Genomic DNA, 12639 nt, shown 5'->3' on the forward strand with positions numbered 1-12639 from the left:
GGATGGACCCGGACGAAACCACAGGTGGCCCCCCTGCGTCTCCCCGCACATGCATCCGGAGAAAGCAGCCCGACCGGCGGAGCCCGAGGGCTGCCTCACGGCGGCCGTCAGGATCCCCGTACGGATCGTGGTGCTGGTCCTCGTCGTCCCCCTGCGCCTCGCCTGGGACGCGCTCGTCCTGGCCGGCGCGTTCCTGCGCAGGGCGTTCCGCCCGCTGGGCCGCGCGCTCGGCTGGTGCGGAGCCCACGTCCTCACCCCCCTGGGCCGGGCCGTCGCCCTGACGGCCGAAGGCCTCGTCACCGCCTGCCGGTGGCTGCTCAGGACCCTCCTCCTCCGTCCCTGGATCCTGCTCTGGCGCCACCTGGTCGTGCCGCTCGCCGCCCACGGCGTCGCGACCCCGGCGGCCTGGCTCTACCGGACCCTCCTCGCGCCCCTCGGCCGCGGCCTCGCCCGCGCCACGGCCTGGGCGTACACCCGGCTGCTCGCCCCGCTCGGCCGCGGCACCGGAGCGCTGCTCCGCGCCCTGCTCGTCCGGCCGTGGGCCGCCCTGTGGCGGTACGTGGCCGTGCCCGTCGCGGCCGGGACGCACCGCTGGGTCCTCACCCCGCTCGGCCACGGCCTCGCCCTGCTCGCCCGGGGGGCCGGGAAGGCCCTCGTCCTGCTCGGCCGCGGCCTCCCGCTCCTCGCCCGGGGCGTCGGGTGGCTGCTGCGGACCCTCCTCGTCACCCCCGCCGTCCTCCTGTACCGCGTCGTCCTCGCCCCCCTCGGACGGATCCTCGCCGTGCTCGGCCGCGAACTCGTCGACGCGCTCGCGGTCGCCTGGCGCGTCGCCGGCCACGTCTCCCGCGCCGTCGGCCGCGTCCTGCGCCTGCTCGCGCACAACCTGATCGGCCGACCCGCCGCCTGGTTCTACCGCAGCGTCTGCACCCCGGTCGGACACCTCGTCCGCGACGCCCTGTGGCGACCCGCCCGGAAGGCCGCCGCCGAGGCCGGCCGGGCGGTGTCCGCCGCCCTCGCCGCCGCCCGGGCGACCGTGACCGCCGCCCGCCGCGACGCGTGGCGCGCGCTCTTCGGCGTGCCCCGGGAGCCCGAGCCCGTGCCCGCCATCCCCGGTCGGGCGCGTAACCTGGGAGGTGCTGCATCACGACAGACCGTTCCCGGCGCGGCGGCCGAGTCCGAGATCTCCCCGTAAGGGGGGACGAGCCGGCTGCCCCCGAGAGAGCCCCCGTACATTCGAGGGCGGCGCGCCCCCCGCGCCCGCCCCGCACCGAGGAGAAGAACCACTGGGCAAGCGACAGCCCGAAGGCCCGCCGCCCGCACCGGCGGTGCAGCGCATCCGACTGCGCTACACCAAGCGCGGCCGCCTCCGGTTCACCAGCCACCGTGACTTCCAGCGCGCCTTCGAGCGCGCGCTGCGCCGTGCCGAGGTGCCCATGGCGTACTCGGCCGGCTTCACCCCGCACCCCAAGGTGTCGTACGCCAACGCCGCCCCCACGGGTACGGGCTCCGAGGCCGAGTACCTGGAGATCGCCCTCACCGAGACGCGCGACCCGGAGACCCTGCGGGTCCTGCTCGACGAGTCCCTCCCGGCCGGCCTCGACATCACCGACGCCGTCGAGGCCCGGACCTCGGGCCTCGCCGACCGGCTCACCGCCTCCGTCTGGGAGCTGCGCCTGGAGGGCGTCACCCCCGAGGCCGCGGAGAAGGCCGCCGACGCGTTTCTCGCGGCCGAGACCGTGGAAGTACAGCGCAAGACCAAGAACGGCGTCCGCACCTTCGACGCGCGCTCCGCGGTCACCGAGCTGACGGCAGCCGCTCCCCAGGGCGATCCCCAGGGTGATAGGCCGCTGGACAGCGCCTGTGCGATACTGCGGCTGGTTGTTCGGCACGTGACACCTGCCGTACGACCCGACGACGTCCTGTCCGGTCTCCGAGCTGTGGCCGACCTGGCGCCGCCGGTCCCCGCAGCGGTGACCAGGCTGGCGCAGGGGCTCTTCGACGAGGAGTCCGGCACGGTGACCGACCCGCTCGCGCCCGACCGCGAGGCAGTCAAGGCCGCATCAAGCACGGCCGCCGCGACCGCCTCAGCGACGGCGCCGGGTGCCGGCACCGCGTAGGGAGCGGTCGTCGTAGCGCCGCCCTGGTACTCGGGAGCCACCTGGGTCGGGCAGCGCACTGACCAGGAGACTTTCGCCAGGCCGTCCGCACCGTGCGGACGGAACCGGCGAGCCAGACACAGAGCTCCCGTGCGGCGCCCGCGCCCCGGACGGCGGCACCGCGCCCCAGGCGCGGCCGTGCCGCCGGACCGGACCAAGGCGCGGCGCCCGGGAGCGTGACGGGAGAACCCCGCATGCTCGAGTCCAACGAAGACACCAACGCCCCCGGTGACAAGCTGCCGCCCCGCCGCAGGCGCCGCGCAGCCTCCCGCCCCGCCGGTCCGCCGGTGACGGGCACCGCCGAGGCCGCCGAGAGCGCCCCGGCCGCCGAGACCACCGCACCCGCCGAGGCCGCCCCGGCCGAGGCCGCACCCGCGCCCCGCACCCGCCGCCGGGCCACCCGCAAGGCCACCGCACCGGCCGCCGAGGCCGCGGCACCCGCCGCGGAGACCTCCGAGCCGGTCGCGGAGACCCCCGCCGCCGAGGCGGCCGCCCCCGCGCCCGCCGAGGAGGCCGCTCCGGCCCGTCCGCGCCGCCGCGCCACCCGGAAGGCCACCTCGCCGGTGACCGCCCCGGCCGCCGCCGAGGCCCCCGAGGAGACCGCCCCGGTCGCGCAGCCCGAGCCGGCCGCCGCCGAGGAGGCCGCCGAGGCCGCTCCGGCCCGTCCGCGCCGCCGCGCCACCCGCAAGGCCACCTCGCCGGTCACCTCCCCGGCCGCCGCCGAGGAGCCCGCGGCCGCCGCTGCCGAGGCGCCCGCCGTCGAGGCCGCTCCCGCCGCCGAGCCCGCTCCGGCCGCGGAGGAGACCGCCGCGCCCGCCCCGCGCACCCGCCGCCGCGCGACCCGCCAGACCGCCTCGCCCGAGACGGCCCCCGAGGCCGCCACCGGCGAGACCCTCCCGACGGCCGCCGTCGCGCAGATCACCGCCGACGAGGCCGAGGTCGCCGCGGCCGAGACCGCCGCCACCCGTGGCCGCGGCCGCCGCCGCGCGACCTCCCCGCAGTTCACCTCCGAGGCCGCCCCGGCCCGCGAGTCGCGCCGTGCCGCGCGCCCCTCGGTCGCCGTCTTCCAGGCCCCGGTCTTCACCGAGCCGATGTTCCAGACCCCGGAGACCGCCGCCGCGGCCGCCGCGGCCGCCCCGGTCGAGCCCGAGGACGAGGAGACGGTCGAGGAGACCGAGACCGTCGAGGCCGTGACCGAGGTCGAGGAGACCCCCGAGCCCGCCGAGCGCCCCGAGGGCTCCCGCCGTCGCCGCCGCCGTCGCGGCGAGCCGGTCGCCGTCGAGCCCGTCCCGGCCACCGTCGCCGACGAGCCCGAGGTCGAGGCCGCCGCCGACGAGGCCGAGGAGGCGGACGAGGCCGAGGAGAACGACGAGTACGAGGACCGCCCGTCCCGGCGCCGCCGTCGTGGCGGCCGCCGCCGTCGCCGCGGCGAGCTCGCCGACTCCGAGGACGGCGAGGAGCCGCACGCCGAGGACGAGACCGAGAACGCCGAGGACGGCGAGGAGGAGCACGAGGAGTCCGAGGCCTTCGCCGGCGGCTCCAGCAGCTCCCGCCGCCGCCGTCGCCGCCGCCGTCGCAGCGGGGACGCCTCCGCCGACGCCGAGGGCACCGACGAGGAGGGCGTCCGCACGGTCGTCAAGGTCCGCGAGCCCCGCCCGGCCCGTGAGAAGAGCGAGCCCGGCACCGGCGCCGACGAGGTCCAGTCCATCAAGGGCTCGACCCGCCTGGAGGCCAAGAAGCAGCGCCGCCGCGAGGGCCGCGAGCAGGGCCGCCGCCGCGTCCCGATCATCACCGAGGCCGAGTTCCTGGCCCGCCGCGAGGCCGTCGAGCGCGTCATGGTCGTCCGCCAGAGCGGCGAGCGCACCCAGATCGGCGTCCTCGAGGACAACGTGCTCGTCGAGCACTACGTCAACAAGGAGCAGGCCACCTCGTACGTCGGCAACGTCTACCTGGGCAAGGTCCAGAACGTCCTGCCGTCGATGGAGGCCGCCTTCGTCGACATCGGCAAGGGCCGCAACGCCGTCCTGTACGCCGGCGAGGTCAACTTCGAGGCCCTCGGCATGGGCAACGGCCCGCGCCGCATCGAGAGCGCCCTCAAGTCCGGCCAGTCGGTCCTCGTCCAGGTCACGAAGGACCCGATCGGCCACAAGGGCGCCCGTCTGACCAGCCAGGTCTCGCTGCCCGGCCGCTACCTCGTGTACGTCCCCGAGGGCTCGATGACCGGCATCAGCCGCAAGCTCCCGGACACCGAGCGCGCCCGCCTCAAGACCATCCTCAAGAAGATCGTCCCCGAGGACGCGGGCGTCATCGTGCGCACCGCCGCCGAGGGCGCGAGCGAGGACGAGCTGCGCCGCGACGTCGAGCGTCTGCAGGCGCAGTGGGAGGACATCCAGAAGAAGGCGAAGAGCGGCAACGCCCCGACGCTGCTCTACGGCGAGCCGGACATGACCGTCCGGGTCGTCCGCGACATCTTCAACGAGGACTTCTCCAAGGTCATCGTCAGCGGTGACGACGCCTGGGAGACCATCCACGGCTACGTCCACCACGTCGCCCCGGACCTGACCGACCGCCTGTCCAAGTGGACGAGCGAGGTCGACGTCTTCGCGACGTACCGGATCGACGAGCAGCTCATGAAGGCGCTCGACCGCAAGGTCTGGCTGCCGAGCGGCGGCTCGCTGGTGATCGACAAGACCGAGGCGATGATCGTCGTCGACGTCAACACCGGCAAGTTCACCGGCCAGGGCGGCAACCTCGAAGAGACCGTGACGAGGAACAACCTCGAAGCGGCCGAGGAGATCGTGCGCCAGCTCCGCCTGCGCGACCTCGGCGGCATCGTCGTCATCGACTTCATCGACATGGTCCTGGAGTCCAACCGCGACCTGGTGTTGCGCCGCCTCCTGGAGTGCCTGGGCCGGGACCGGACCAAGCACCAGGTGGCCGAGGTCACCTCGCTCGGCCTGGTGCAGATGACCCGCAAGCGGGTCGGCCAGGGCCTCCTGGAGTCCTTCTCCGAGACCTGCGTCCACTGCAACGGCCGCGGTGTCATCGTGCACATGGAGCAGCCGACCACCGCCGGCGGCGGTGGCGGCGGCAAGCGCTCGAAGAAGCGCGGCCGCGGCGGCGCCGAGCACCTCCACGAGCACGAGCACGCCGAGGTCGCGGAGACCGGCGCCGAGACCGCCGAGACCGAGACCGAGGCCGAGGTCGCAGCGGAGCTGGCCGCGCCGGTGGCGCTGCCCGAGCCGATCGCCGCGGACGAGGAGCTGTACGGCTCCGTCGCCGAGGCGGAGGCGGCCGCGACCCGCGGTCGCGGCCGCCGCCGGGCGACCCGCCGGGTGTCCGCGCCGGCCACCGCGCGGCCGGTCGTGGAGACCGAGTCCGTCGAGTTCGAGGCGAAGCCCAAGGCCGAGCCCGTGGCGGAGCCGGTCGCGGAGCCGGTCGCCGTGGCCGCCGAGCCGGTGGTCGAGGAGAGCGCCGCCCCTGCCCCCCGCGCCCGCCGCCGTGCCACCCGCCGGGTGACCTCCCCGGTCGTCTCGACCACGGAGCCGGCCGCCGAGCCGACCGTCGTCGAGCCGGTCGTCGAGGCCGCGCCGGAGCCGGAGCCCGTCGTGGCGCCGGTCGCCGAGGCCGCCGAGCCGGTCGCCGAGCCCGTCGCCGAGGAGGCCCCCGTGGCCGCCCCGCCGCGGGCCCGCCGCCGGGTGGTCCGCAAGGCCACGGCTCCCGCCGGTTCGCCGTCGGGCGCCGAGGACGCGGCCGTCGTCGTGGTGACCGCGGCCCCGGCCGAGGCGCCCGCCGAGAGCGCCGAGGCCGCCGAGGCCGAGCCCGCCCCTGCCAAGAAGACGGCGGCGCGCAAGACCGCGGCGAAGAAGACCACGGCCAAGAAGGCCGCCACCAAGAAGACGGCGGCGACCAAGAAGACCGCGGCGAAGAAGACCACCACCAAGAAGGCCACGGCCAAGAAGGCGGTCGAGAAGACCGCCGCCCCGGCCCAGGACTGACCGGTGGGTACGGGCCGCCGCTCCGCACGTCGGGGCGGCGGCCCGTGCCGAACGGGCGAATTTGACCCTCCGAGGCAGCCGCCCGTAACCTAGACCGTCGGCGTGTCTATCGACGCGTCGCGCCTCTGAGCACCTCCCTCCCGCTCGCCGGGAGAGGCCGCTCGTCCGATTCCGGAACGCCGCGGGCCCTCGGGTCCGTGTGAGCGGCTGGCTTCAGAGGTTTCGATCCCGAGTGAGAGAGAGATCCGCGTGTACGCCATCGTGCGCAGCGGTGGTCGCCAGCACAAGGTTGCTGTCGGCGACATCGTTGAGGTTGACAAGATTTCCACTGCCAAGGTTGGCGACACGGTCGAGCTCTCGACCCTGCTCGTTGTCGACGGCGACGCCGTGACCAGCGACCCGTGGGTCCTGGCGGGCATCAAGGTCACGGCCGAGGTCGTGGACCACCACAAGGGCGCCAAGATCGACATCCTGCGCTACAAGAACAAGACCGGCTACCGCCGTCGCCAGGGTCACCGCCAGCAGTACACGGCGATCAAGGTCACCGGTATCCCCGCGGCTGCGAAGTAAGAGGGACTGAGACATGGCACACAAGAAGGGCGCATCGTCCACCCGGAACGGGCGCGACTCGAATGCCCAGCGGCTCGGCGTGAAGCGCTTCGGCGGTCAGGTCGTCAGCGCGGGTGAGATCCTGATCCGCCAGCGTGGCACGCACTTCCACCCGGGCTCCGGCGTCGGCCGTGGCGGCGACGACACGCTGTTCGCCCTGCAGGCCGGTTCGGTGCAGTTCGGCACCCACCGTGGCCGCAAGGTCGTGAACATCGTTCCGGTCGCCTGATCGGTTCAACTGCGGAGGCGGACCTCACTTCCCGTTCGGGAAGCGGGTCCGCCTTTCGCGTGTTACTAGATAGACATTCCGCACGTATCTGATGGAGGCACACCCATGACCACCTTCGTGGACCGCGTCGAGCTGCATGTCGCCGCGGGTAACGGAGGCCACGGCTGCGCCTCCGTCCACCGGGAGAAGTTCAAGCCGCTCGGCGGCCCCGACGGCGGTAACGGCGGCCGCGGCGGCGACGTGATCCTGGTCGTCGACCAGGCCGTCACCACGCTTCTCGACTACCACCACTCGCCGCACCGCAAGGCCACCAACGGCCAGCCCGGCGCCGGCGACAACCGCTCCGGCAAGGACGGCCAGGACCTCGTCCTGAACGTTCCCGACGGCACCGTCGTCCTCGACAAGGCGGGCAACGTCCTCGCCGACCTCGTCGGCCAGGGCACCACCTTCGTCGCGGGCCAGGGCGGCCGCGGCGGCCTCGGCAACGCGGCGCTGTCCTCCGCCCGCCGCAAGGCCCCCGGCTTCGCGCTCCTCGGCGAGCCCGGTGAGGCCCGGGACATCGTCCTGGAGCTGAAGACCGTCGCCGACGTGGCGCTCGTCGGCTACCCGAGCGCCGGCAAGTCCTCGCTCATCTCGGTCCTCTCCGCCGCCAAGCCGAAGATCGCGGACTACCCCTTCACCACCCTCGTCCCGAACCTGGGCGTCGTCACCGCCGGCTCGACCGTCTACACGATCGCCGACGTGCCGGGCCTGATCCCGGGCGCCAGCCAGGGCCGCGGCCTGGGCCTGGAGTTCCTCCGCCACGTCGAGCGCTGCTCGGTCCTGGTGCACGTCCTGGACACCGCGACCCTCGAATCGGACCGCGACCCGGTCAGCGACCTCGACATCATCGAGGAGGAGCTCCGGCAGTACGGCGGCCTGGAGGACCGGCCGCGCATCGTCGTCCTCAACAAGATCGACATCCCCGACGGCCAGGACCTCGCGGACATGATCCGCCCCGACCTGGAGGCCCGCGGCTACCAGGTCTTCGAGGCCTCCGCCGTGGCCCGGCTCGGCCTCAAGGAGCTCTCCTTCGCCCTCGCCGGCATCGTCGCCCAGGCGCGTGCGGCGAAGCCGCAGGAGGAGGCGACCCGTATCGTCATCCGCCCGAAGGCCGTCGACGACGCGGGCTTCACCGTCACGTACGACGAGGCCGAGGACGTGTACCGGGTGCGCGGCGAGAAGCCCGAGCGCTGGGTCCGCCAGACCGACTTCAACAACGACGAGGCCGTGGGCTACCTGGCCGACCGCCTCAACCGCCTCGGCGTCGAGGACCAGCTGATGAAGGCCGGCGCCCGTGCGGGCGACGGGGTCGCGATCGGCCCCCTGGAGAACGCGGTCGTCTTCGACTGGGAGCCCACGATGATGGCGGGCGCCGAGATGCTCGGCCGCCGTGGCGAGGACCACCGCCTCGAAGCCCCGCGTCCGGCCGCGCAGCGCCGCCGCGACCGCGAGGCGGAGCGGGACGAGGCGCAGCGCGCCTTCGACGAGTTCGACCCCTTCTAGGGTCCTGCCGCCACCGTCCCGTCCGCCTCCGGGCGAAGACGGCCACGCGCCGGCGGCGGCGGTGCGACGACGGGCCCCCTGGCGGGCCCGCTCGGCGTCAACCGAACGGCCTCTGCTCACCCGTCCTGTTGGACGGGCCGGGCAGAGGCCGTTCGGCCGTCCGGAGGCCCGTAGCATCCTCGGTGTGAGCAGCATCACGTCCACTGAGGTGGCAGGAAAGCTCGGCGTCGTCGTCATCGCGCACAACGACGAGGCGCTGGTGGGCGACGCGATCCGGTCCGTGCTCGACCAGGGGCCCGTCGTCGCCGAGGTCGTCGCCGTCGACGACGGATCGAGCGACGGGACGGCCCGGGTCCTCGACGAACTCGCCGCGCTGCACCCCCGGCTGCGGGTGGTCCACCGCACGGTCAACAGCGGCGGCTGCGGCACCCCCCGCAACGACGGCGTCCGGGCGGTCACCGCGCCCATCGTGATATTCCTCGACAGCGACGACGTGCTGCCCGAGGGAGCGGCCGAGACGCTGGTGGCGGCGGCCGAGCGGCACGGCGCCCCGGTCGCGGTCGGCGCCTGCGTCCGGCGCGAACTGCCCGAGGGCCGCGACGTGCGCTGGCAGCCCGCGCTCTACCGCGAGCCCGCCGTCCTGGAGTCCTCGGACGACCTCCTGCCGCTCGTGCACGACACGCTCTGCGTCAACAAGGTCTACGACCGCGCGTTCCTCGCCGAGCACGGCATCCGGTTCCCCGACGGGCGCTGCGTCTACGAGGACTTCCTCTTCACCGCCCGCGTCCTGGCCGCCGCGCCCCGCGTCGCCGTCGTCCCCGACACCGTCTACATCTGGCACGTGCGCCGGGCCGGCGCCCGGCTGTCGATCTCCCTGGACCGGGACGCCGTCGCGAACTGGGAGGCCCGGATCGCCGCCCACCGCACCGCCGTGGAGACCTTCGAGGCGGCCGGCCGCAAGGAGCTCGCCGCCGCCTGCCGCACCAAGTTCCTCGAACACGACCTGCGGCTGTACGCCCGCGACCTGCGGGCGCACGACGCCGGCTACCGGGCCGCGTGGTGGGAGCTCACCCGGGCGTACCTCGGCACCTTCGGGGAGGGCGAGATCGCCGCGGCCGCCGCGCCCGCCCGCTGGGCCGCCCGGTTCGTGCTGGCCGCGGAGGAGCCGCGCGACCTGGAGCGGCTGTCCCGGCTCACCGCGGACCCCGCGCGGCTGCTGCCGCCGCACGCCCTGGGCGGCGACGTCCCGGTCTGGTCCGAAGACCTCCCCGTGGAGCTGGACGGCGTGGACACGCTGCCGCTCGCCGGGCTCCCGCTGCTGGTCGACGGCGACCTGCGGGCCGGCGCGACCGGCGGCGCGGGGGCGGGGGCGGGCGGCTCGCTGCGGTTCACCGTCCGCGACCTGTACGGCCGGCTGAGCGTCGCCGTTCCCCGTACCGCACGGGTCGACTTCGTGCCCCGGGGGGCCGACACGCCCGCCCGCACCGAGCGGACCGAACTGACCGAGGGGCCCGTCGGCTGGTCCGGCCGGGTCCCCGCCGGGCTCACCGGACTGGCCCGCGAGGGCCGCCGCCGGGGGAACCGCGGCGTGCAGCTCTGGGACGTCCGGACGACGGTGACCTGTGCGGACGGCTCCGTCTTCACGACGGCCCTCCGGCTGCCGGCGGAACGGCAGCGTCGGTCGCTCGTGCCGAGCAGCCGGTACGGTGTACTGCTGGTGCGGCAGTACACGACGGCGAACGGATCGCTGGCGGTACGGCTCGCGCCGGGTGTCCGTGACGGGCTCCGGGCGATCCGGGCGAAACTCCGAAGGATCTCCCGCAGCTCTCATTGAAAGGGGTTTGGGGCAGTGACTTATCTGATCACCGGTGGCGCCGGATACATCGGCTCCCACGTCGTCCGTGCCATGACGCAGGCCGGCGAGCGGGTCGTCGTCCTCGACGACCTGTCCACGGGCTACGAGGAGCGCGTGCCGGAAGGCGTCCCCCTGGTGGTCGGCTCCACGCTCGACCGGGAGGTCCTGGACCGCACGATCGCCGAGCACGGCGTGACCGGCGTCGTCCACCTGGCCGCGAAGAAGCAGGTCGGCGAGTCCGTCGAGCTGCCGCTGCACTACTACCGCGAGAACGTGATCGGCCTCACGGTCCTCCTGGAGGCCGTCGCCGCCGCGGGCGTCCGCAACTTCCTCTTCTCGTCCTCCGCCGCGGTCTACGGCATGCCGGACGTCGACCTCGTCACCGAGGAGACCCCGTGCCTGCCGCTGAGCCCGTACGGCGAGACCAAGTTGGCCGGCGAGTGGCTGGTGCGTGCCGCGGGCGCGGCGCACGGCATCTCCACGGCCTGCCTGCGGTACTTCAACGTGGCCGGCGCGGCCACGCCCGAGCTCGCCGACACCGGGGTCTTCAACCTGGTGCCGATGGTCTTCGAGCGCCTGGACGCGGGGGAGGCCCCGCGGATCTTCGGCGACGACTACGCCACGCCCGACGGCACCTGCATCCGTGACTACATCCACGTCGAGGACCTCGCCGACGCGCACCTCGTCGCCGCGCGGAAGCTCGCGGAGTGGGCCGAGGCGGGCGAGCCGCGCGACCTCACGGTCAACATCGGCCGCGGCGAGGGCGTCTCCGTCACCGAGATGGTGGGGCTGATCAACGAGATCACCGGGCACACCGCCGAGCCGCTCGTCACCCCGCGCCGCCCCGGCGACCCGGCCCGGGTCGTCGCCGCGGCCGACCGCATCGCGTCGGAGCTGGGCTGGAAGGCCCGCCACGACGTGCGCGACATGATCAGCTCGGCCTGGGCCGGCTGGGTCGCCCGCCGCGGCGCCTCGGTCTGACCCGCCGGGAGCACGACGGGCGCCCGACCGGCGGCGCGGGCCGCCGGAGGACGACACGGGAGGGGCCGGGGAGTCACGACTCCCCGGCCCCTCCCGTGTCGCCCGGTGCGGTGCGGGCTCAGCGCTCCAGGAAGGCGAACAGCGCCTCCCAGCGGTCGGTGATCCGGTCGGCGGAGTACCGCCTCACGTTCTCGAAGGCGGCGTCGCCCATACGGTCCCGCAGTTCCCTGTCGGTGATCAGGGTGCTGATCCGGGCGGCGAGCTCCACGGTGTTGCCGAGCCGGGCCAGCAGGCCGTCCTCACCGTCCCGGATGATCTCGCGGACCCCCGGCGCGCAGTCGAACGCCGCGCAGGGCACCCCGGCCGCCATCGCCTCCAGCAGGGTGATGGGAAAGCCCTCGGCCCGGGAGGCCTGGGCGAAGACCGAGGCCCCTTCGAGGGCCCCGAGCACGTCGTTGGTGCGCCCCCGCCACTCCACGGATCCGTCGAGCCCCAGCTCGGTGGTGCGCCGCCGCAGCGCCTGCTCCTCGTCCCCGGCGCCGTAGATCCGCAGCGTCCAGTCGGGGTGGCGGTGCGCGACCTCGGCCCAGCTGTCCAGCAGCATGTCCACGCCCTTCTCGTGCGAGAGCCGGCCGACGGAGACGACGGCCTTCCCGGTGCGGCGCACCGGCGCCGCGGGCATGAAGGGCAGGGCGTTCGGCATGTGGCCGACGTTGTCCATGCCCGCCCGGATCCAGCGGTCCGCGTCGCCGGGGGTGAGGACGAGCAGCCGGTCGACGTCCCGGTAGTGCCGCTTCACCCGGGCGAGCCGGGAGGCGGCCGCGCTCGCCGCGTACGACTCGTGGCTCATGCCGATGACGGCGAGGCCCTTGGTGTCGGCGAGGGCCACCCACTCCATCGCCCAGACCTGGGTCACGATCACGACGGCACCGGGCCGGGCGGCGGCGAACAGGGCCGTCATCCGCTCGGCCCGCTCCCGCATCCCGGCGGCGCGGAGCGCGTGCCGCCGACGCTCCGCGGCGTTGAGCCGGCCCCGGAGGCCGCGCAGCGAGCGGACCTGCGGCGGGTGCGCGTCGTACAGGGTGGTGGTGGGGTACGGCAGGGGCTCGGGGAACTCGTGCTCGCGCCCCTCGGGGGCCGGCCGGATGCCGATGACGTGCACCCGGTGGCCCCGGTCGGTGAACGCCCGGGCCATCTGGTGCGTCCAGGTCGTCACCCCGCCCATCTCGTCCACGCTGTTGGCGACGATGAAGAGGTCACGGCCGC

Annotated in this window: 9 protein-coding genes; 8 read left to right on the forward strand and 1 reads right to left on the reverse strand. The window is 74.8% G+C overall.

The features are described 5' to 3' along the window. Positions 1 to 49 precede the first annotated feature (49 nt). The 8 genes from ACY0MR_RS24275 (at position 50) to galE (ending at position 11373) form a co-directional block, all read left to right on the forward strand. Positions 50 to 1192 (forward strand): hypothetical protein, encoded by a 1143-nt coding sequence (locus ACY0MR_RS24275; RefSeq protein WP_473555325.1) that lies wholly within the window; start codon positions 50 to 52, stop codon positions 1190 to 1192. Between the two features lie 133 nt (positions 1193 to 1325). Continuing rightward, entirely contained in the window at positions 1326 to 2117 is a 792-nt protein-coding gene (locus ACY0MR_RS24280) for a TIGR03936 family radical SAM-associated protein (RefSeq protein ID WP_361863648.1), read from the forward strand. A 233-nt stretch (positions 2118 to 2350) separates the two neighbouring features. Continuing rightward, positions 2351 to 6154, forward strand: coding sequence for an Rne/Rng family ribonuclease (locus ACY0MR_RS24285; RefSeq protein WP_473555328.1), 3804 nt, complete (start codon positions 2351 to 2353; stop codon positions 6152 to 6154). Between the two features lie 249 nt (positions 6155 to 6403). Continuing rightward, positions 6404 to 6724, forward strand: coding sequence for a 50S ribosomal protein L21 (gene rplU / locus ACY0MR_RS24290; protein ID WP_015033583.1), 321 nt, complete (start codon positions 6404 to 6406; stop codon positions 6722 to 6724). 13 nt (positions 6725 to 6737) lie between these two features. Further along, the gene (gene rpmA / locus ACY0MR_RS24295; protein WP_073914109.1) at positions 6738 to 6992 is read left to right on the forward strand and encodes a 50S ribosomal protein L27; all 255 of its coding nucleotides are present in this window, start codon (positions 6738 to 6740) and stop codon (positions 6990 to 6992) included. Positions 6993 to 7097: 105 nt separating this feature from the next. After that, positions 7098 to 8537: a GTPase ObgE gene (gene obgE, locus ACY0MR_RS24300; protein WP_404082445.1), complete on the forward strand. Its 1440-nt coding sequence runs from the start codon at positions 7098 to 7100 to the stop codon at positions 8535 to 8537. A gap of 184 nt (positions 8538 to 8721) precedes the next feature. Further along, a complete protein-coding gene (locus ACY0MR_RS24305) occupies positions 8722 to 10371 on the forward strand; it encodes a glycosyltransferase family 2 protein (protein WP_404082443.1) in 1650 nt (549 codons plus the stop codon). Positions 10372 to 10386: 15 nt separating this feature from the next. Continuing rightward, positions 10387 to 11373: a UDP-glucose 4-epimerase GalE gene (gene galE / locus ACY0MR_RS24310; RefSeq protein ID WP_388798836.1), complete on the forward strand. Its 987-nt coding sequence runs from the start codon at positions 10387 to 10389 to the stop codon at positions 11371 to 11373. Positions 11374 to 11491: 118 nt separating this feature from the next. On the opposite strand, the gene ACY0MR_RS24315 is transcribed toward galE, so the two are convergent. After that, on the reverse strand, positions 11492 to 12598 hold the full coding sequence (locus tag ACY0MR_RS24315) for a glycosyltransferase (RefSeq protein WP_473561876.1): 1107 nt from the start codon (positions 12596 to 12598) through the stop codon (positions 11492 to 11494). Positions 12599 to 12639: the final 41 nt, after the last annotated feature.

Source organism: Streptomyces sp. JN8 (assembly GCF_055808075.1).

Excerpts from the sequence above, each read along its gene's own strand:
- obgE (WP_404082445.1), top strand. The coding sequence starts at position 7,098 with ATGACCACCTTCGTGGACCGCGTCGAGCTGCATGTCGCCGCGGGTAAC.
- ACY0MR_RS24275 (WP_473555325.1), top strand. The coding sequence starts at position 50 with ATGCATCCGGAGAAAGCAGCCCGACCGGCGGAGCCCGAGGGCTGCCTC.
- ACY0MR_RS24315 (WP_473561876.1), bottom strand. The coding sequence starts at position 12,598 with ATGGGCGGGGTGACGACCTGGACGCACCAGATGGCCCGGGCGTTCACC.
- ACY0MR_RS24285 (WP_473555328.1), top strand. The coding sequence starts at position 2,351 with ATGCTCGAGTCCAACGAAGACACCAACGCCCCCGGTGACAAGCTGCCG.
- rpmA (WP_073914109.1), top strand. The coding sequence starts at position 6,738 with ATGGCACACAAGAAGGGCGCATCGTCCACCCGGAACGGGCGCGACTCG.